An 18,675-nucleotide genomic window follows, 5' to 3' on the forward strand; every position below is an offset into this window, starting at 1 on the left:
CGGCGGGCCCTCGTGCCGTCATGCGCCGGTCAGCCTGCGTCCGTCAGTTCACGGGCACGCTTCACGTCGTCGGCCATCCGCTCCAGCAACGCCTCGATGGAGTCGAACTTCTCCATCCCGCGCAGGTAGACCAGGAACTCCACCGCCACGTGCATCCCGTAGAGGTCCAGGCCGACCCGGTCGATGGCGTACGCCTCGACGGTGCGGGTGGTGCCGTCGAAGGTCGGGTTGGTGCCCACCGAGATCGCGGCCGGCATCCTCCCGCCTTGCCCGCCCTCGGGCAGGAGGGTCCCGTCCCGTCCGGCGATCAGCCAGCCCGCGTACACGCCGTCGGCCGGGATCGCGCTGTGCGGCACGGTCTCCACGTTGGCGGTCGGGTAGCCCAGCTCACGGCCGCGCTGCGCACCGCGCACCACCACGCCCTCGACCCGGTGCGGGCGGCCCAGCACCTCGGCCGCCCCGGCCACGTCACCGGACCCGACCAGCCGGCGGGTCAGCGTCGAGGAGAACGGCTCGCCGTCCCCCACCGCGCCGCGCACCTGGAGGTCGACCACCTCGACGCCGCAGTCCGCGGCCCGGCCCAGCTCGGCCAGCAGCGCGACATCGCCCGCCGCCCGGTGGCCGAAGCGGAAGTTCGGCCCCTCGACGACCAGGCAGGCGTGCAGCGCGTCCACCAGCACCTGCCGGAAGAACTCCTCCGGCGACTCCTTGGAGAACTCGGTGGTGAACGGCAGCACCAGCACCGCGTCCACCCCCAGTTCCTCGATCAGCTCCGCCCGGCGCGGCTGCGGGGCGAGCAGCGGCGGGTGGCTGCCGGGGCGGACCACCTCGCTCGGGTGCGGGTCGAAGGTGACCACGACCGAGCGGACGCCCCGCTCGCGGGCGCGCTCGACCACCCGGTTGATGATCAGCTGGTGTCCGCGGTGCACTCCGTCGAACGAGCCGATGGTGACGACGCTGCGTCCCCAGTCATCGGGGATCTCCTCCAGGCCACGCCAGCGCTGCACCTGACCGCTCCTTGTTCCCTACGGCGCGTACCGTCCGTACGCTCAAACGCTCAAAACCCGAACCCCTATAGCGTGCCATGCGCCTGTCCCGAGTTCGGCACCGGAAGGCAGGTTGGGCGCACCGCCGGGTGCCGGGGCCCGGCGGCGGGCGTCCGGGACACCCCGGAGCCGCCCGTGCGCTCGGCCTCCGCCGCCGCGTACTGCGGGTCCCGTCCGGCCGCCACCAGGGCCCGCAGCCGGTCGAGACCGGGCCCCACCGGGCGGGCCGGGCGCTCGTCCGACGGCCAGCGCGCCAGCAGCGCGGCGAACGCCGCCGACCGGCCGGCGCAGCGCACCAGCAGCCCGTCCGCGTCCGGCAGCCCGGCCGCCGCCCGCACCAGCACCGCGCGGGCCCGGGCCGGCCGCTCCGCCGCGCAGTGCTCGGCCAGCCCGGCGACGGCGGCGGCCAGCACCTCCGGATCCGCCTCGGTGGCCAGCAGGGTGTCCAGCAGCTCGCAGCGCAGGGCGTCCGCCACCGGGTCGGGCACCGGACGGGACAGCACCTCGGCGAACGGCCGGCGCACGGCCGCCGCGCGGGCCGCCAGGGCGCTGCTCAGCAGCATCCGCAGCTCCAGCCGCGCCACCGCCCCCTCCACCGCCCCGTGCGCCAGCCGGCGGCCCAGGTAGTCGACGGCGACCGGCCCGGCCAGGGCCGGCCGCTCGCGCAGCAGCCGGGCCGCCAGTTCGGCGCCGCGCCGGGCGGCCGACGGCGCCCGGGCGTCGGCCAGCACCCGCAGCGTGGCGGCCACCGGCGCACCGGCCGGGTCCGCGCCGCCCGGCCCGCCCAGCCGGTCCGCCAGCGCCGCGAGCACCGGCTCCGGGTCGCTCTCCAGCGCCGGGGCCAGCGAGCGCGCGGTCAGGAACCGGTCCTCACCGCGCCGGTACGCGGCCAGCGCCGCCGGAAGGTGCCCGGCCCGGCTCCGCCCGTCCCGCAGCAGCAGGGCCAGCGCGGCACCGTGCAGGGCCGGCTCGTCCTCCCTGGCCAGCAGGGCCAGCGCGGTGAAGCGCAGCAGTTCGGGCCCGGCACCGCGCGCGTACGGGGCCGTGCGCAGCGCGTGCACCGCGGCGGCGACGTGCCGCTCGGGGCGGGGGTCGTGGCTCCAGCGGTCCACCGCCCGGCAGAGCGCCGAGGGCTCCTCGACGGCCAGCACGGCCAGCAGCGCGTCCGCCCGCGGGTGCGCGGCCACGGCCAGCGCCTCGGTCAACTCGTCCAGCGCCAGCGCCCGGTGCGCGAACAGCAGGTCGTGCGCGAGGTCGGCGACGGTGACCCCGGGGCGGCCGGGCAGGCCGCGCGGATCGTCGAACCAGGCGCACAGCAGCGGCAGCAGGCCCGCCGGATCGGCCCGCAGCCGGGCGGCCACCGCGGCGAGGAACGGCCGGTCCGGGCCGTCGGCGGCCACCAGGCGCCGGTACAGGTCCAGTTCGCGCTCCACCGGCAGGCCCAGCGCGGCCCAGAACGCCGGGCCGTACCCGCCCAGCCCCGGCACCGGCAGCCGCTCGAACCCGCCCGCGACGGCGGCCCGTTCGACGATCCGATCGGCCAACTGCTCCAGCAGCGCCCGGTGTTCGCCGAGGTCGGGACTGGCCTCCAGGCCCGCGGCGAGCAGGGCGCCGGCCCACCAGCAGGCTTCGCCGCCCGGCGGGTTCAGGTCCAGCGCCCGCCAGAGCCGGTGCAGCCACGGGTCCAGCGCCGGTGCGCCCCAGGTCTCGCCGATCCGCCGGAGCGCGGCGGCCACCGGGCCGATCCGGTGCCGCGGCACGGTGGCGCCCGCGCCCGGCGGTGCGGGCCGCTCTCCCCCGGCCGGGCGGCCGGGGTCGGCGGGCGGGGCGAGTGCGTCCTGCGCCTCCCCGAGCAGCAGCCGCAGCGCCCCGTCCAGGTCCAGGTGCTGGCCCTGCAGCCAGTCGGCGAACTCCCCGTGCGCGAACCGGTGACCGGGCCCGGCCGGTACGAACAGGCCCTCCGCCAGCACGGCCGTCGCCCACCCGCCGGCCGCCGGGAACAGTTCCTCGAACGCGGCCCGGTCCAGGCCGCCCTCCCCGGCGCCGAGCATCCGCCGCGCCGCCTCGTGCACCCGCCCGGCCACCGCCGCCGCCGTACGCCGCACCCGCCCGGCGTCCTGCGCCGCCGACCGGACGGCGCCCCGGCGGTGGGCCCCGGGCCGCCGGACGCGGCCGTCCTCGGTGAGTCGCCGGGCCACCCGCAGGCAGCACAGGTCGAGGTGGGCCGCGAACAGCTCGCTGCGCAGCGCCGGCTCCCCGCGCAGTCCCTGCGCCCACAGCTCCCCCGCCAGCCGGACCGCCAGCGGGTGCCGGGCGTCCGGCTCCGCCGGCCACCCCGGCGGCAGTCCGTACCGTCCCCGCACCCGCTCGGCCGTCTCGACGGGCAGCGGTCCGAGCCTCCGGGCCACCACCCGCACCGCACCGCCGGTCGGCGCCAGGGCCTGCCGGCCCTCCTCCCCGCAGGCGGTCAGCAACCGCGCGCCGCCCGCCGCCAGCCACCCCGCCGACGCCCGCAGCCAGTCCGCGCCGAGCGGCACCGGCGCCTCCTCCGGCCCGTCCAGCACCACCAGCAGCGGCCGTCCGGCCGCCGCACACAGGGCCGCCACCGCCGTCGCACCGGGCGGCGGCACCTCCAGCCCGGCCGCCGCGGACGCGAGCGCCCGCTCCACCGCCCCGGCGAGCGAGAGGTCACCGGCCGCCAGATCGGCCCCGCGCAGCCACACCGTGGGCTGCGGGCGCTCCCCGCCCCCGCGCCGCGCGGCCACGGCCGCCGCCTCGGTGCTCCGTCCCGATCCGGGCGCCCCCACCAGCGCCACCACCCTGGCCCCCGCCCCGCAGCGGCCCCGGCATCCCGGCTCGGCGCCCGCGGCGGACGCTCCGGCCGCCGCGCCCCCGAAAGCCCCCCACGACCCGGCGCCCGGCTGCGGCGAAGCGCCCCCCTCCTCGGCCCCGCACAACCCCCCGCAGGCCCCCACCGGGCCGCCGCCCTCCCCCGTCACCAGGAGGTCGGCCCACCACGCCGGACCGTCGGAGCGCTCCACCCGGTCGGCCGCCAGGGCGGCCACCCGGCCCGGACCCGCGCCCGCCGCCGCGACCTGGGCGGCGGTCAGCCGCAGCACCCCGGCCAGGTTGAGCGCCCGCCCGTAGGCGGGCACGTCGGCCGCGTTGCGCGCCAGCACCTCGGCGAGCGCCGGCTCGACCGCCCCGGCGCCGAGCACCGGGACGGCGGTCGGCGGCCCCGGCCGCCCCGGGGCCCGCAGGCCGGGCGCGACCACGGCGACCACGGCGCCGCTGCCGGCGTCCAGCACCGGCGCCCCGGCCGGGACGGCGGCCGCGTCCGCCGCCGAGGGCACGTCGAGCAGCAGCACGCCGCCGACCGGATGGAAGTGGTCCGCCTGCGGGTACACCGCCCCGGTGGTCGCGGCGGCGGCGCAGCGCAGCAGCACGGTCCGCCCGTCCGCGCGTCCCTCGCCCCGCACCGGGACGGGCACCAGCAGCACTTCGCCGCCCCCGGCCGGCGGCGGTCCCGCGAGGGGCAGCGGCGCCACCGGCGGACCGTCGGCCGAGCCGGTGCGCAGCAGGGCGAGCCCGTGCCCGGGCAGCGGCCGGACACCGGCCGGGTCCACCGCCCGGGTCCGCCCGCCGGGCAGGTGCAGGACGATCCCGTCGAGGCCCGCGACGACCTCGTGGGCGGTGAGGACGGTGCCCTGCCGGTCGACGACGAAGCCGAGCCCGCGCAGCCGTCCGTCCCGGTCGCGGATCCGCAGCAGCGACCGGCCCGCGTCGCCCGCCGCGGCGGTGTCGTCCTCCCCCGGAAAGCCCCTGAAGCCCCGCAGTCCCGGCATGCCCGCAGCCCTCCCCGCAGGGCCGGCCGGCCCTGGAGCGGACGCGTCGCGGCGACCTGCTCGCCGCCGGGGAGCCTGCCCGGCGCGCACGCGGACGGACCGCGCCCGCGCCGATCACCACCGCCGTTCACCTCGCGCGCTCCCCCGTGCGGGTGAACTTTCCCCGGTGCCGGCCCCCGCGCGGAGCGGTCAGCCGACGAAGACGGCGACCGGCCGGGCCTGGCCGCCCTTCTCCTCCACCAGGGCCAGGAAGGTGCCGTCCGGCCCGAACACCGCGATCGGCCCCTCCACGCCCAGCCCGGGCGCCTTCAGCCGGGCGCCGTGCGAGAGCTGCTTCGCCTGGTCGGCGTCGAGGTCCCAGCGCGGGAAGGCGGCCGCCGCGGCCTCGCCGATCGGCAGCACCTCCAGCCCCGCGCCGGAGCCGCCGGTGACCGCCGCCTCCAGCTGCTCCAGGGTGCGCGCCGACTCCACCCCGTACGGGCCGACCTTGGTGCGCCGCAGCGCCGTGAGGTGGCCGCCGACGCCGAGCCCGGCGCCTAGGTCCCGGGCGAGCGCCCGGATGTAGGTCCCGGAGGAGCACTCCACGGTGACGTCGAGGTCGATCACCGGCGTGCCGTCCTCCGCCACCGCCGCGCGCTGCTCGTGCACGGTGAACGCGTGGATGGTGGTCGGCCGGGCGGCCAGCTCGAAGTCCTCGCCCTCGCGCACCCGCGCGTACGACCGCTTGCCGTCGATCTTGATCGCGCTGACCTTGGACGGCACCTGCATGATCGCGCCGGTGAGCGCCGCGATCCCGGCGTCGATCGCCTCGCGGGTCACCGCGTCGGCCGGGGTCGAGGAGGTGACCTCCCCCTCCCGGTCGTCGGTGACGGTGGTCTGGCCGAGCCGGACGGTCGCCTCGTAGGTCTTGGCGGTGAGCATCAGGTGGCCGAGCAGCCGGGTGGCCCGCTCGACGCCGATCACCAGCACGCCGGTGGCCATCGGGTCGAGGGTGCCGGCATGACCGACCTTCCGTGTCCCGGCCAGCCACCGCAGCTTGGCGACCACCCCGTGCGAGGTGATGCCCTCCGGCTTGTCGACGATGACCAGGCCGTCCGGGCCGGTGCCTTTGCGCTTCATCAAGTTCTCTCTGTCAAAGCCCTACACACATCAACCGCACCGCAAAGCTACCGAAAGCGCGGCGCGGCTACCGAACCCGCAGCGCGGCCCGGAAGCGCTCCACCACCACGGGGACGTCCTCCCGGGCCGAGAAGCCGGCCGCGAAGACGTGCCCGCCGCCGCCCAGCTCGGCGCAGGCCGCCGCGACGTCCACCGCGCCCTTGGAGCGCGAGGAACCGCGCAGCGTGCCGTCCGGGTCCTGCTTGAGCACCAGCGCCACCTCGGCCTCGGCCGGACGGCGCAGGATGTCGATCAGGCCCTCGATCTCCTCGACGGTGACGCTGAACAGCACCAGGTCCTGGTACGGCACCCAGGTCCACACCAGGCCGAGACCGCCCGCCGCCCGCGGCTCGTAGACGGCCCGGTCGAGCGCGCCGGCCAGCACCTTGAGGTAGCCGAAGGAGGAGGTGTCCCACAGCTGCCGCGCGATGAGGTCGTGCCGGATGCCGGTGGCCAGCAGCCGCGCGGCGAGCTCGTGCGTCGCCGGGGTGGTGGCCCGGTACTTGAACGAGCCGGTGTCGGTGGCGACACCGGTGTAGAGGCAGGCGGCCAGGTCCTGGTCCAGCTCGACGCCGAGCCGGCGCAGCAGCTCGTCCACCAGGACGGCGGTGGCCGGGGCGCCCGGGTCGATCAGCTGGTGGGTGCCGAAGCCGGGGTTGGAGGCGTGGTGGTCGAGGACGGCCAGCACCGGCGCGGCGAAGGCCTTGTCGTGCAGCAGGCCGAGCCGGCTCTCCGCCGCGACGTCGAAGCAGAGCACCAGCTCGGGGGTGTCGGGCACCGCCGCGACCGGCACGATCAGCTCCTGGCCGGGCAGGAAGGCCAGCGACTCGGGGACGATCTGCGGATCGTCGCCGAAGGAGACCCGGACCTCCTTGCCGAGCCCGCGCAGGGCCAGCCCGGCCGCCAGCGCGGAGCCGAGCGCGTCGCCGTCCGGGCAGATGTGGCAGATCAGGTCGACCGAGCGGGCCCGCCCGATCTCCGCGACCAGCTGCTGCCAGACCAGCTCGCGCCCGCTCTCCTCGGAGCGCGGTCCGGGAAGCACCGCGAGGGCACCCTCCACCGTGTCGGTGGAGGACGCCCCCGTGGTCGAACCGGTACCGGCCGCCGAACCGGCCGCCGCCGGCTCACCCGCCATGACTACTCGTCCTCGTCGTCACGCTCGGCCGCCGGAACCTTGTACGGGTCCGCGTCGCCGGCGTAGGTCGCGCCCGCGGCGGTGGTCCGCACGGCGGCGTCGATGGCCCGGGCCCGGTCGAGCAGGTCGTCGATGTTCCGGGCGTTCTCCGGCAGCGCGTCCGCGACGAAGGTCAGCGTCGGGGTGAAGCGCACCCCGGTCTGCTTGCCGACCTCGGAGCGGAGCACGCCCTTGGCGCTCTCCAGCGCGGCGGCCGTGGCCTCACGCTCGGTGTCGTCGCCGAAGACGGTGTAGAAGACGGTGGCCTCGCGCAGGTCCCCGGTCACCCGTGCGTCGGTGATGGTCACGAACCCGAGTCGCGGGTCCTTGATCCGGCGCTCCAGGGTCTGGGCGACGACCACCTGGATGCGGTCGGCGAGCTTGCGCGCCCTTGCGGTGTCGGTCACGTTGCCTCCTCGTGCAGTGGGCCGGGTACTCGGGCGTGCTGCGCGCCCGTCGGGGCCCCTGCCCCAAAGTACCGGCCCGCGCCCAGCCTTGTGGGCGCTCTCGGTCCTGATCTGTGTGAGAACGGCGACTCACGCCGCCCGGCTCCACAGCTCTCATTCGTCGTCGTCGTTGTGGTAGCGCCTCCTGGCGGAGAGCAGTTCTACCTCGGGGCGGCCGGCGACCAGCCGCTCACAGCTGTCCAGGACCTCGGTGACGTACCCGGCCTCGCCGGACACCACCGCCAGGCCGATCTCGGCCCGCCGGTGCAGGTCCTGGTTCCCGGTCTCGGCAGCGCACACGCTGTACTTGCGCTGCAGTTCGGCCACGATGGGCCGCACGATCGACCGCTTCTCCTTGAGCGAGTGGACGTCGCCCAACAGCAGGTCGAAGGTGAGTGTTCCCACGAACATGTGTGACAGGTCTAGCCGACCTGGAAGGCCTCGGGGAGCGGTCCCGAACCGGACCGCTCCCCGGACCCTACACAGCAGGACCGGGGCCGGTCGACGGGAATTCCACCCGTCGACCGGCCCCGGCAGCCACCCGCTTACGCGCGCGGCTTCTCGCGCATCTCGTAGGTCTCGATGATGTCCTCGACCTTGATGTCGTTGAACGAGCCCAGGGTCACACCGGCCTCGAAGCCCTCGCGGACCTCGGTCGCGTCGTCCTTGAAGCGGCGCAGACCCTCGATGGTGAGGCTCTCCGCCACGACCTTGCCGTCGCGCAGCAGGCGGGCCTTGGCGTTGCGGCGGATGATGCCGTCGCGGACCAGGACACCGGCGATGTTGCCGAACTTGGAGGAGCGGAAGACCTCGCGGATCTCCGCGGCGCCGAGGCGCACCTCCTCGTACTCCGGCTTGAGCATGCCCTTGAGGGCGTTCTCGATCTCCTCGATCGCCTGGTAGATGACCGAGTAGTACCGGACGTCCACGCCTTCCTTGTCGGCCGCCGCACGCGCACGGCCTTCGGCGCGCACGTTGAAGCCGATGATGATGGCGTCCGAGCCCATCGCCAGGTCCACGTCGGACTCGGTGATGGCACCCACACCGCGGTGCAGGACCCGGAGCTCGACCTCCTCGCCCACGTCCAGCTTGACGAGGGCGTCCTCGAGGGCCTCGACCGAACCGGAGACGTCACCCTTGATGATGAGGTTGAGCTGCTCGATGGAGCCGGCGGCGATGGCCTTGTCCAGGTCCTCCAGGGACACCCGGACCCGACGCTGCGCGAAGGCGGCGTTGCGGTCGCGGGCCGAGCGCTTCTCGGCGATCTGACGGGCGGTGCGGTCCTCGTCGACGACGATGAAGCTGTCGCCGGCGCGGGGCACCGAGGTCAGACCGAGCAGCAGCACCGGGCGGGACGGGCCGGCCTCGGCGAGGCTGTTGCCGTTCTCGTCCAGCATCGCGCGGACGCGGCCGTAGGCGTCGCCGACCACGATCGAGTCACCGACGCGGAGGGTACCGCGCTGCACGAGGACGGTCGCCATGGCACCGCGGCCCTTGTCGAGGTGGGCCTCGATGGCGATACCCTGCGCGTCCTGCTCGGGGTTGGCCCGCAGGTCCAGCGAGGCGTCCGCGGTCAGGACCACGGCCTCCAGCAGCTGGTCGATGTGCAGACCCTGGCGCGCGGAGATGTCGACGAACATGGTGTCGCCGCCGTACTCCTCGGCCACCAGGCCGAACTCGGTCAGCTGGCCGCGGACCTTGGTCGGGTCGGCGCCCTCGACGTCGATCTTGTTGACGGCGACCACGATCGGCACACCGGCGGCCTTGGCGTGGTTCAGCGCCTCGACCGTCTGCGGCATGACACCGTCGTTGGCCGCGACCACCAGGATCGCGATGTCGGTGGACTTGGCACCACGGGCACGCATGGCGGAGAACGCCTCGTGACCCGGGGTGTCGAGGAAGGTGATCGGGCGCTGCTCGCCGTTCACCTCGGTGACCACCTGGTAGGCACCGATGTGCTGGGTGATGCCACCGGCCTCGCCGGCCACCACGTTGGACTTGCGGATGGCGTCCAGCAGGCGGGTCTTACCGTGGTCGACGTGACCCATGACGGTGACGACCGGCGGGCGCGGGGCCAGCTGGTCCTCGTCGCCTTCGTTGGCGCCGAAGTCGATGTCGAACGACTCCAGCAGCTCGCGGTCCTCGTCGTCCCGGCTGACGATCTCGAGCTGGAAGCCCATCTCGTCGGCCAGCAGCTGCAGCGTCGCGTCGGAGACCGACTGCGTCGCGGTGACCATCTCGCCGAGGTTGAACATGACGGAGACGAGCGCGGCCGGGTTGGCGTTGATCTTCTCCGCGAAGTCCATCAGCGAGGCGCCGCTCGACAGGCGAACGGTCTGGCCGTTGCCGCGAGGCAGCATCACACCGCCGACGGACGGGGCCTGCATGGCCTCGTACTCCTGGCGCTTCGCCCGCTTCGACTTGCGACCACGGGCCGGACGGCCACCGGGGCCACGGCCGAAGGCACCCTGCGTGCCACCACGGGCACCCGGGCCACCGGGACGGCCGCCGAAGCCACCCGGACGCGGACCGAAGCCGCCGCCGCCACCCGGGGCACCGCCACCGGGACGGGGGCCGCCGAAGCCGCCACCGGCCGGACGCGAGCCCGGACCGGCCGGACGGCCCTGGAAGCCCGGACGGGCGCCACCGGCACCCGGACCACCCGGACGGCCACCGGGGCCACCCGGACCACGGCCACCCGGGCCGGGACGCGGGCCCGGACCGGCCGGACGCTGCGGCATCATGCCCGGGTTCGGACGCGGCATGCCCGACGGGGTCGGACGCGGGCCGGCCGGACGCGGCATGCCGTCGGGGCGCGGAGCACCGGCACCCGGGGCACCCGGGGCGGCCGGACGCGGCGCGCCACCGGGACGCGGGGCACCGCCCGGACGGGGAGCACCGGCACCGGGGGCACCCTGGCCACCCGGACGCGGACGGTCGCCACCCGGACGGGGACGGTCGCCACCGGGGGCACCCTGGCCACCCGGACGCGGACGGTCGCCACCCGGACGCGGACGGTCGCCACCCTGGCCGGCCGGAGCACCCGGACGGGCACCCGGCGCGCCCTGACGGCGGTCGCCGGGGCGGGCCATACCGGTGGCGCTGCCCGAGGTGAACGGGTTGTTGCCCGGACGCGGACCGGCCGGACGCGGGCCCGGACGGGCACCGCCGGCGGCGGGACCGGCCGGACGCGAGGCCTGCGGGGCCTGCGAGGCCTGCGGGGCCTGGCGCGGGGCCTGGGTCTCGGCGGCCTCGGGGGCCGGCGAGGAGAACTCGGCCGCGGGGGCGGCCGGCGCCGCGGGGCGCGGAGCCGGGCGCGGGCCCGGCGTCGGGCCGGACGGCCGGGCCGCGGCGGGGGCGGCCGGCGCCGGAGCGGCGGCCGCGGGGGTCGGACGGGGACCGGGGGCCGCGGGGCGCGGACCCGGGGTCGGAGCACCCGGCTTGGGTGCACCCGCGGCCGAACCGGCCGCGGGCTGGGGCGCCGCGGGCTTCCGCGGGCCCGGCTTGGCAGCGGAACCACCGGTGGGGGCCACACCAAGCGCGTCAGTCAACTTGCGTACGACCGGCGCCTCGATCGTCGAGGACGCCGAACGGACGAACTCACCCAGCTCGGTCAGCTTGGCCATGACGGCCTTGCTCTCCAAACCGAGTTCCTTGGCGAGTTCGTAAACCCGGACCTTAGCCACTTCACTCCTGTCTATGAGTCCGGGGGTCTCGTCCGCCGGACTGTCGCTACTTCATGGGCGTACCCATCGCGTACTCATCGCGTACTCATCGAGTGCTCATCGCAATCTCGACCTACTTCCACATCGCGAGGTACCTGACTGGTGGCACGGCGTACGGCTGCCCGTGTGCCGTGCTTGTTGCGGTGGTTCTCCGCCGCGCGAGCGGCGGCCGTCACGGGGAGCTGTCGCTCACCCGCTCCTCGATGTACCCGCGGAGCCGCCCGGTGTCGAGCGCGCCCTGGATCCGGAAGGCCCGGGGGAACGCCCGTCGGCGGACCGCGAGGTCGAGGCAGGCCGGTTCGGGGTGCAGGTGTGCGCCCCGGCCCGGCAGTGCGCCACGGGGATCAGGGACGCAGACGCCCTCGACCGCCGTGACACGCAACAGCTGGTGCTTGGCCGCTCGCTTGCGGCAGCCCACGCAGGTGCGTTCCGGGCGTGCTCGGACGTGCGTCCGGCCAGACGAAGGCAAGTCTACCCCTCCGAAGGGACATGGCGCCGCCCCGCCGATCCCGGAGGGAACGGCAGGGGCACTCGGACAACAACGACTACGGGGTCGCGGATTCCTGTTCGCCACCCTCGGTGTCCGGCCGGATGTCGATCCGCCACCCGGTGAGCCGGGCCGCGAGACGGGCGTTCTGCCCCTCCTTGCCGATCGCCAGCGACAGCTGGTAGTCCGGCACGATCACCCGCGCGGAGCGCTGGGCGGCGTCGACGATCTCCACGCTGGTCACCCGGGCGGGGGACAGCGCGGCGGCGACCATCTCGCGCGGGTCCTCCGACCAGTCGACGATGTCGATCTTCTCGCCGTGCAGCTCGCCCATCACCGCGCGCACCCGGGAGCCCATCGGGCCGATGCAGGCGCCCTTGGCGTTCAGCCCCTGGCGGCGCGACCAGACCGCGATCTTGGTCCGGTGGCCGGCCTCACGGGCGATCGCCGCGATCTCCACGCTGCCGTCCGCGATCTCCGGGACCTCCAGCGCGAACAGCTTCTTCACCAGGTTCGGGTGGGTGCGCGACAGCGTCACCGACGCGCCGCGCACACCACGGCGCACGGCCACGACGTAGCACTTCAGCCGGGTGCCGTGGCGGTAGTCCTCGCCCGGGACCTGCTCCTGCGGCGGGAGGATGGCCTCCAGCTTGCCGATGTCGACCAGCACGTTCTTCGGGTCGTTGCCCTGCTGGACGACACCGGTGACGATGTCGCCCTCCTTGCCCGCGTACTCGCCGAAGGTCTGGTCGTCGGCGGCGTCACGCAGCCGCTGCATCATCACCTGCATGCCGATGCTGGAGGCGATCCGGCCGAAACCGCTCGGGGTGTCGTCGAACTCCTTCGGCTCGACGCCCTCCTCCAGCTCCGACGCGTCCTCGGTCGCCCAGACCGTCACGTGGCCGGTCTTGCGGTCCAGCTCGACCCGGGCGCGGCGGCGCGAGCCCTCGGTGCGGTGGTACGCGGTGAGGAGGGCCGACTCGATCGACTCGACCACGAGGCCGAAGGGGATGTTCTTCTCGCTGACCAGCGTGCGCAGGGCACTCATGTCGATGTCCACGGCTACGCCTCCTCGTCTTTCGTCACGTTCATCATGGTGCGGTCGGTGCGCAGGTCGTCACTCCGCACCGTCGTCCCCCTCGTCGAGCAGCAGCTCGTCGTCCTTGCGGTTGAACTCCACCTGGACCCGGGCCCGGGCGACCTCGCCGTACTCCAGCCGGCGCTCCTTGGGCCGGCCGCGGCCCTTCACCGGCTGCACCTCGACCAGCGCGCCGTCCTCGTCCGCCTCCAGCACCCGGGCGACGATCTCCCCGCCGTCCACCAGGTGGATCCTGGCCAGCCGGCCCTCGGCGCGGATCCAGTGCCGCGGCACGCTCAGCGGACGCTCGGCGCCGGGCGAGCCGACCTCCAGGACGTACGCCCCGGAACCCATCACGTCCGACTCGTCCAGGGCCTCGCCGACCACCCGGCTGAACTCGGCGATGGTGTCCAGGTCCACGCCGCCGTCGGCGTCCACGTCGATCTGCACCTGGCGGCGGCTGCCCGCCTGGGTGACCTTGACGTCCTCCAGGTCCAGGCCCGCCTGCGCGGCCAGCGGCTCCAGCAACGCGCGCAGCCGGTCGATGTGGGTGGTGCTCATCCGGGTGGACTCCTCGGCCGCGTCTGCTGTTGTCGGAAGGTCGCCCCGCACCCCCGGCGCCGGTACGGCGCGCGGCCGGGTCGCGGCAGCTCGGCCCAAAGCCTAGCCGGTGAACCCCCCAACCACCGATTCCGGCCCCGGCGCCGCCGCACCCGGTGCGAGCAAGCTCACACCCCTCACCGACAACTCGATCGGCCCCCACAGACGTAAGGATTCTGTAATCATTCACGCCAACGAGGGCAGGCGGGCAGGCCGTCCTCCCGTACACGCCCCGGAGTGACACCCATGCAGCCGCGCAGCCGACGGACCTTCCTCACCCTCGGACTGCTCGTCACCGCCGGCACAGCCCTCACCGCCTGCACCGAGCCCCACGGCACCCCCCCGGCCGGCGCCGCCCGCCGCCCCGACCCGGACGAGCCGATCCGGCTGCGCGCCGTCGCCGCCACCGACACCCTCCTGGCCGGCTACGACGCCCTCCTCCCCCAGGCCCCCCAGCTCCAGCCGCTGCGCGCCGAGGTCGCCCAGCACCGCGCCGCCCTCCAGCCCACCACCACCGCACCCCCCACCGTCACCGCACCACCCAGCAGCGCCCCCACCACCCTCACCGCCCTGGCCGCCCTCGAACGCCAGACCGCCCAGTCCCGCCTCGCCGACCTGGACGCCGCCTCCCCCCCACTGGCCCGCCTGCTGGCCTCCGTCTCCACCGCCGGCGTCCTGCACGCCGCAGCCCTCGGCGACCCCGGCGCCACCACCCCCGCCGCCTCAACCCCCTCCCCCACCCCCGCCGGTGACCCGGCCACCGCCTTCCAGGACGCCCTGAGCGCCGAACACGCCGCCGTCTACGGCTACGGCGTGGTCGGCGCCCGCCTCACCGACGACCAGCAGCGCACCGACGCCCGCACCACCCTGGCCGCCCACCAGTCCCGCCGCGACGCCTGGCAGCGCCTCCTCGCCACCAGCGGCGCCACCCCCACCGCCGCGGCCGCCGGCTACCAGCTCCCCTTCCCGGTCACCGACGCCCCCGCCGCCACCCGCCTCGCCGCCCACCTGGAAACCCGCCTCACCACCGTCTACGCCGACCTGGTCGCCGCCGCCCCCACCCCCCACCGCCTCCTCGCGGCCGACGCCCTCCGCGACTCCGCCCTCCGCGCCCACCACTGGGGCGCCGCCCCCACCCCCTTCCCCGGCCTCCCCAGCACCCCCACCCCCAGCACCGCCCCCTGACCGGGCGCGCGAGCCAAGCCGCGCGCCCGCAGAAAACTCACCCGCACCACCCCGCCCACCCCCACCCCGCGCCGCCGCCCCCATCCTTCCCATAACGGACAATGAACCCGTACCGCCCCAGGGGACCCGCGACCGGAAGGCCACCATGTCGGCACCAGCACCAGGACGGATCACCGTCCCCGACTGGCTCACCCGCAGCATCACCGCCGCCCACCCCGCCGAGGCGACCAGCTGGCTGGCCGAACTGCCCGCCCTCGTCTCCGCCCAGCTCACCCGCCTCGGCCTCACCCTGGACCGCGTCCTGGACCCCGGCGGCACCCTCGGCCTGGTCGCCTACGTCCACCGCGACGACGACCTCACCCCGGCCGCCCTCAAGGTCTCCCTCCGCACCCCCGAAACCGCCCACGAGCCCGAAGCCCTCACCACCTGGGCCGGCCGCGGCGCCGTCCTCCTGCTCGACGCCCACCAAACCCCCACCACCAGCGTCCTCCTCCTGGAACGCCTCCACGGCGAGATCCCGCTCCGCTCCCTCGCCGAACCCAAGGCCATGCTGGAAGCCACCAGCCTCCTCCACCGCCTCTGGCTCCCCCTCCCCTCGTCCCCCTCGTCCCCCTCGTCCCTCCCGCTCCCCACCCTCCCCGACACCGTCCCCACGGTCCCCGACGAACTCCCCGCCCTCCCCGACGAAGCCACCCCCCTCCTCACCGAGGCCAGGGAAACCGCCACCTCCCTCACCGCCTCCGCCACCGAGGAGTTCCTCCTCCACGGCGACTTCCACCACGGCAACGTCCTCGCCGCCGACCGCGCCCCCTGGCTGGCGATCGCCCCCCGCCCCCTGGTCGGCGAACGCGCCTACGACCTGGCCCGCCTCGCCCTGGACCGCGCGGACACCCTCGTCGGCTCCCCCGGCCTCCCCGCCGCCCTCCGCCGCCGGCTGCACCAACTCGCCGAAGCCCTGGACGTCGACCGCGACCGCCTCCGCGGCTGGACCCTGGTCCGTGCCGTCGACCTCGCCCTGACCGCCCTCGCCGCCGGCCGCCGCCCCGAGGCCGAGCTCTACCTGGAGTTCGCCGGCGCGCTCTGAGCGGGCCCGGCCCCGCCGGCCTCCCGCAACGGCAACGGCGCGCCCATCACCGCGTACCGCCGCTCCGTGTTCGGAAAGTGCACGGCCCGCGCGAGGTCCCGGTACCCCAGGGACCGGTAGAGCCGCCGGGCCGGCGTCTCGGCGTCGATCGCGGAGAGGATGCTGCGGTCCATCCCGGAGAGCCCGGTCAGCGTGCGGATCAGCGCCGAGCCGACCCCCCGCCCCTGGTACTCCGGCAGCACGTGCAGCTCGGTGACCGCGAAGACGCCGTCCAGCCAGTCCCCGTACCCCCGGGCGACCAGATAGGGCTCGATCACCGTGCTCCACCAGTGCTCCCGGTGGTTGGGCATCCCGTACCCGAACCCCACCAACCGCCCCCGCCCAGCCATCCCCTCGCCCCCGCTGAACGCCCCGAGCGCGATCACCCCCGGCTGCTGCGCATGCCGCCCGACGATGTGCAGCCGGACCATGACCTCCTCCGGCGTGAGCCCGAACGCCACCGCCTGGACCTCAAGGGCCTGCGGAGCCCACACCGCAAGGTCGATGGCCTCGACCGTCACACCCGTCAGCCGTTCCATGCCCGATTCCCGCCCCTCAGAACAGCACGCTCATGAACGCCCCGACCTCCCGGAACCCCACCCGCCGGTACGCGGCCCGCGCCCGCAGGTTGTAGTCGTTGACGTACAGCGAGACCACCGGCGCCACCTCCCGCAGCGCGACGTCCAGCACCGCCGCCATCCCGATCTCGGAGAGCCCCTTCCCCCGCTGCTCGGGCGCCACCCAGACCCCCTGGATCTGGCAGGCCCCCGCCGTGACGGCCCCGATCTCGGCCTTGAACACGACCTCCCCCGCCTCCCCGAACCGGGCGAACGAGCGCCCTGTGGAGACGAGTTCGGCGACCCGGGCCTGGTAGAGCAGCCCCCCGTCGCCGGCCAGCGGAGAGACCCCGACCTCCTCGGTGAACATCGCCACACAGGCCGGCATCAGGGTCTCGATCTCGTTGCGCCGCACCCGCCGCACCAGCGGATCCGGCGAGATCTCCGCGGACGGCACGCTCGTCGACATCAGCGGCTGGTGCGCCCGCACCTCCCGGGCCGGCCCCCAACTGCGCTCCAGCAGCGCCCACAGCGCCGACGTGGGCCCGGCCGGGCCCACGATGGAGGAACAGCGGCGCCCCTGTCTGCGGGCGCGCTCGGCGAAGGCCTGGACCGCCTGCGGCCCGGCGTCCACCAGGACCAGATTGGCCCCCGCGTAGCAGAGCGCGTCGAGTTCGCCGTGCTCGTCGTACCAGCCCCACATCTCGCCGCCGAGCCGCCACGGGTCGAGGCCGACGGCCTCCACCCGGGTGGCCACGAAGGCGTTGGCGACCGGGTCGCGGTGGAGGACGGCGAGCGCGTCGGCGAGGTCCGGCGGTTCCAGCACGCGGGTGGTCGCCAGGGCGCGCGCGGCCTGGAACGAGCTGGGGAGCATCACACCTCGATCGAGCATCGAGACAGCACCTTACTGAGACGACTCTGGCCGCACCCTACTCCGTGCCCCCACCCGGCTACGGCCGCGGGGCCGCCCGCGCACGGACGGCCCCGCTTCCGGAAGACTTTCGGACGACCCGGCACCCCCGGTACCGGGCCGGGTCACTCGCCGGCGGTGACGGTCGGGGCGCCGGACTCGGCGCCCTCGGCCTCCATCTGCTCGGCGATCTTGAACGCCTCCTCGATCAGGGTCTCCACGATCTTGGACTCGGGGACGGTCTTGATGACCTCGCCCTTGACGAAGATCTGGCCCTTGCCGTTGCCGGAGGCGACACCGAGGTCGGCCTCGCGCGCCTCGCCCGGACCGTTGACGACGCAGCCCATGACGGCGACGCGCAGCGGCACGTTCATGCCCTCCAGACCCGCCGTGACCTCCTCGGCGAGCTTGTAGACGTCGACCTGGGCGCGGCCGCAGGACGGGCAGGAGACGATCTCCAGACCGCGCTGGCGCAGGCCCAGCGACTCCAGGATCTGGTTGCCGACCTTGATCTCCTCGGCCGGCGGGGCGGACAGCGAGACCCGGATGGTGTCGCCGATGCCCTCGGCGAGCAGCGCGCCGAAGGCGACCGCGGACTTGATGGTGCCCTGGAAGGCCGGACCGGCCTCGGTGACACCGAGGTGCAGCGGGTAGTCGCAGGCGGCGGCGAGCTGGCGGTAGGCGTTGATCATCACGACCGGGTCGTTGTGCTTGACCGAGATCTTGATGTCGCGGAAGTCGTGCTCCTCGAAGAGCGAGCACTCCCAGAGCGCGGACTCGACCAGCGCCTCGGGGGTGGCCCGGCCGTACTTCTCCAGCAGGCGCTTGTCGAGCGAGCCGGCGTTGACGCCGATCCGGATCGGCACGCCGGCGTCCTTGGCCGCCTTGGCGATCTCGCCGACCTTGTCGTCGAAGGCCTTGATGTTGCCCGGGTTGACGCGGACCGCGGCGCAGCCGGCGTCGATGGCCGCGAAGACGTACTTCGGCTGGAAGTGGATGTCGGCGATCACCGGGATCTGCGACTTCTTGGCGATGATCGGCAGTGCGTCGGCGTCGTCCTGGGAGGGGACGGCGACCCGCACGATCTGGCAGCCGGACGCGGTGAGCTCCGCGATCTGCTGCAGCGTGGCGTTGATGTCCGAGGTCACCGTGGTCGTCATGGACTGCACCGAGACGGGGGCGTCGCCGCCGACCGGGACGTTGCCGACCATGATCTGACGGGAGACACGGCGCTTGGCGAGCGGCTTGAGCGGCAGAGACGGAATACCGAGCGAGATCGCGGTCATGTGCGCAGGGTTCCCCGGGGTTGAGGTGTGGTCGGTCCGGCCGCTGGGACGGCCG

General features: G+C 75.1%; 15 protein-coding genes. 2 read left to right on the forward strand and 13 right to left on the reverse strand.

What is annotated here, in order from left to right; genetic code table 11:
* Positions 1-29: 29 nt before the first annotated feature.
* The 10 genes from ABZW10_RS30275 to rimP form a co-directional block, all read right to left on the reverse strand.
* Entirely contained in the window at positions 30-1,007 is a 978-nt protein-coding gene (locus ABZW10_RS30275; RefSeq protein ID WP_355372117.1) for a bifunctional riboflavin kinase/FAD synthetase, read from the reverse strand.
* A 65-nt stretch (positions 1,008-1,072) separates the two neighbouring features.
* Complete coding sequence (locus tag ABZW10_RS30280) at positions 1,073-4,891, reverse strand: trypsin-like peptidase domain-containing protein (RefSeq protein ID WP_355372120.1); 3,819 nt, start codon at positions 4,889-4,891, stop codon at positions 1,073-1,075.
* A 189-nt stretch (positions 4,892-5,080) separates the two neighbouring features.
* The gene (gene truB / locus ABZW10_RS30285) at positions 5,081-6,010 is read right to left on the reverse strand and encodes a tRNA pseudouridine(55) synthase TruB (RefSeq protein WP_355372122.1); all 930 of its coding nucleotides are present in this window, start codon (positions 6,008-6,010) and stop codon (positions 5,081-5,083) included.
* Positions 6,011-6,077: 67 nt separating this feature from the next.
* Complete coding sequence (locus tag ABZW10_RS30290) at positions 6,078-7,184, reverse strand: bifunctional oligoribonuclease/PAP phosphatase NrnA (RefSeq protein ID WP_355372125.1); 1,107 nt, start codon at positions 7,182-7,184, stop codon at positions 6,078-6,080.
* 2 nt (positions 7,185-7,186) lie between these two features.
* Positions 7,187-7,630, reverse strand: a complete 444-nt coding sequence (gene rbfA, locus ABZW10_RS30295) for a 30S ribosome-binding factor RbfA (RefSeq protein ID WP_355372127.1) — start codon at positions 7,628-7,630, stop codon at positions 7,187-7,189.
* Between the two features lie 153 nt (positions 7,631-7,783).
* Positions 7,784-8,080, reverse strand: a complete 297-nt coding sequence (locus ABZW10_RS30300) for a DUF503 domain-containing protein (protein ID WP_355372129.1) — start codon at positions 8,078-8,080, stop codon at positions 7,784-7,786.
* A gap of 134 nt (positions 8,081-8,214) precedes the next feature.
* Positions 8,215-11,355: a translation initiation factor IF-2 gene (gene infB, locus ABZW10_RS30305; protein ID WP_355372132.1), complete on the reverse strand. Its 3,141-nt coding sequence runs from the start codon at positions 11,353-11,355 to the stop codon at positions 8,215-8,217.
* A 211-nt stretch (positions 11,356-11,566) separates the two neighbouring features.
* Positions 11,567-11,812, reverse strand: a complete 246-nt coding sequence (locus ABZW10_RS30310; RefSeq protein ID WP_355372135.1) for a YlxR family protein — start codon at positions 11,810-11,812, stop codon at positions 11,567-11,569.
* A gap of 127 nt (positions 11,813-11,939) precedes the next feature.
* On the reverse strand, positions 11,940-12,941 hold the full coding sequence (nusA, locus tag ABZW10_RS30315; RefSeq protein ID WP_355372137.1) for a transcription termination factor NusA: 1,002 nt from the start codon (positions 12,939-12,941) through the stop codon (positions 11,940-11,942).
* A gap of 57 nt (positions 12,942-12,998) precedes the next feature.
* On the reverse strand, positions 12,999-13,520 hold the full coding sequence (gene rimP / locus ABZW10_RS30320; RefSeq protein ID WP_355372140.1) for a ribosome maturation factor RimP: 522 nt from the start codon (positions 13,518-13,520) through the stop codon (positions 12,999-13,001).
* Positions 13,521-13,805: 285 nt separating this feature from the next.
* Here rimP and ABZW10_RS30325 point away from each other — a divergent pair, with 285 nt between their 5' ends.
* Both ABZW10_RS30325 and ABZW10_RS30330 read left to right on the forward strand, forming a co-directional pair.
* The gene (locus ABZW10_RS30325; protein WP_355372142.1) at positions 13,806-14,744 is read left to right on the forward strand and encodes a ferritin-like domain-containing protein; all 939 of its coding nucleotides are present in this window, start codon (positions 13,806-13,808) and stop codon (positions 14,742-14,744) included.
* A 145-nt stretch (positions 14,745-14,889) separates the two neighbouring features.
* Positions 14,890-15,828 (forward strand): aminoglycoside phosphotransferase family protein, encoded by a 939-nt coding sequence (locus tag ABZW10_RS30330; RefSeq protein WP_355372144.1) that lies wholly within the window; start codon positions 14,890-14,892, stop codon positions 15,826-15,828.
* Here ABZW10_RS30330 and ABZW10_RS30335 read toward each other — a convergent pair.
* The 3 genes from ABZW10_RS30335 to ispG form a co-directional block, all read right to left on the reverse strand.
* Complete coding sequence (locus tag ABZW10_RS30335) at positions 15,801-16,406, reverse strand: GNAT family N-acetyltransferase (protein WP_355372147.1); 606 nt, start codon at positions 16,404-16,406, stop codon at positions 15,801-15,803. The genes ABZW10_RS30330 and ABZW10_RS30335 overlap by 28 nt on opposite strands.
* Before the next feature lie 16 nt (positions 16,407-16,422).
* On the reverse strand, positions 16,423-17,298 hold the full coding sequence (locus ABZW10_RS30340) for a GNAT family N-acetyltransferase (RefSeq protein ID WP_355372200.1): 876 nt from the start codon (positions 17,296-17,298) through the stop codon (positions 16,423-16,425).
* A gap of 161 nt (positions 17,299-17,459) precedes the next feature.
* Positions 17,460-18,620, reverse strand: a complete 1,161-nt coding sequence (ispG, locus tag ABZW10_RS30345; protein WP_355372150.1) for a flavodoxin-dependent (E)-4-hydroxy-3-methylbut-2-enyl-diphosphate synthase — start codon at positions 18,618-18,620, stop codon at positions 17,460-17,462.
* Positions 18,621-18,675 lie beyond the last annotated feature (55 nt).

Origin of the sequence: Kitasatospora sp. NPDC004723 (assembly GCF_040609255.1) — a bacterium.
Taxonomy (GTDB): domain Bacteria; phylum Actinomycetota; class Actinomycetes; order Streptomycetales; family Streptomycetaceae; genus Kitasatospora.

Coding starts and splice junctions, on each gene's coding strand:
- ABZW10_RS30280 (WP_355372120.1), bottom strand. CDS start 4,891: ATGCCGGGACTGCGGGGCTTCAGGGGCTTTCCGGGGGAGGACGACACC.
- truB (WP_355372122.1), bottom strand. CDS start 6,010: ATGAAGCGCAAAGGCACCGGCCCGGACGGCCTGGTCATCGTCGACAAG.
- ABZW10_RS30290 (WP_355372125.1), bottom strand. CDS start 7,184: ATGGCGGGTGAGCCGGCGGCGGCCGGTTCGGCGGCCGGTACCGGTTCG.
- ABZW10_RS30300 (WP_355372129.1), bottom strand. CDS start 8,080: ATGTTCGTGGGAACACTCACCTTCGACCTGCTGTTGGGCGACGTCCAC.
- rimP (WP_355372140.1), bottom strand. CDS start 13,520: ATGAGCACCACCCACATCGACCGGCTGCGCGCGTTGCTGGAGCCGCTG.
- ABZW10_RS30325 (WP_355372142.1), top strand. CDS start 13,806: ATGCAGCCGCGCAGCCGACGGACCTTCCTCACCCTCGGACTGCTCGTC.
- ABZW10_RS30330 (WP_355372144.1), top strand. CDS start 14,890: ATGTCGGCACCAGCACCAGGACGGATCACCGTCCCCGACTGGCTCACC.
- ABZW10_RS30335 (WP_355372147.1), bottom strand. CDS start 16,406: ATGGAACGGCTGACGGGTGTGACGGTCGAGGCCATCGACCTTGCGGTG.
- ABZW10_RS30340 (WP_355372200.1), bottom strand. CDS start 17,298: ATGCTCCCCAGCTCGTTCCAGGCCGCGCGCGCCCTGGCGACCACCCGC.
- ispG (WP_355372150.1), bottom strand. CDS start 18,620: ATGACCGCGATCTCGCTCGGTATTCCGTCTCTGCCGCTCAAGCCGCTC.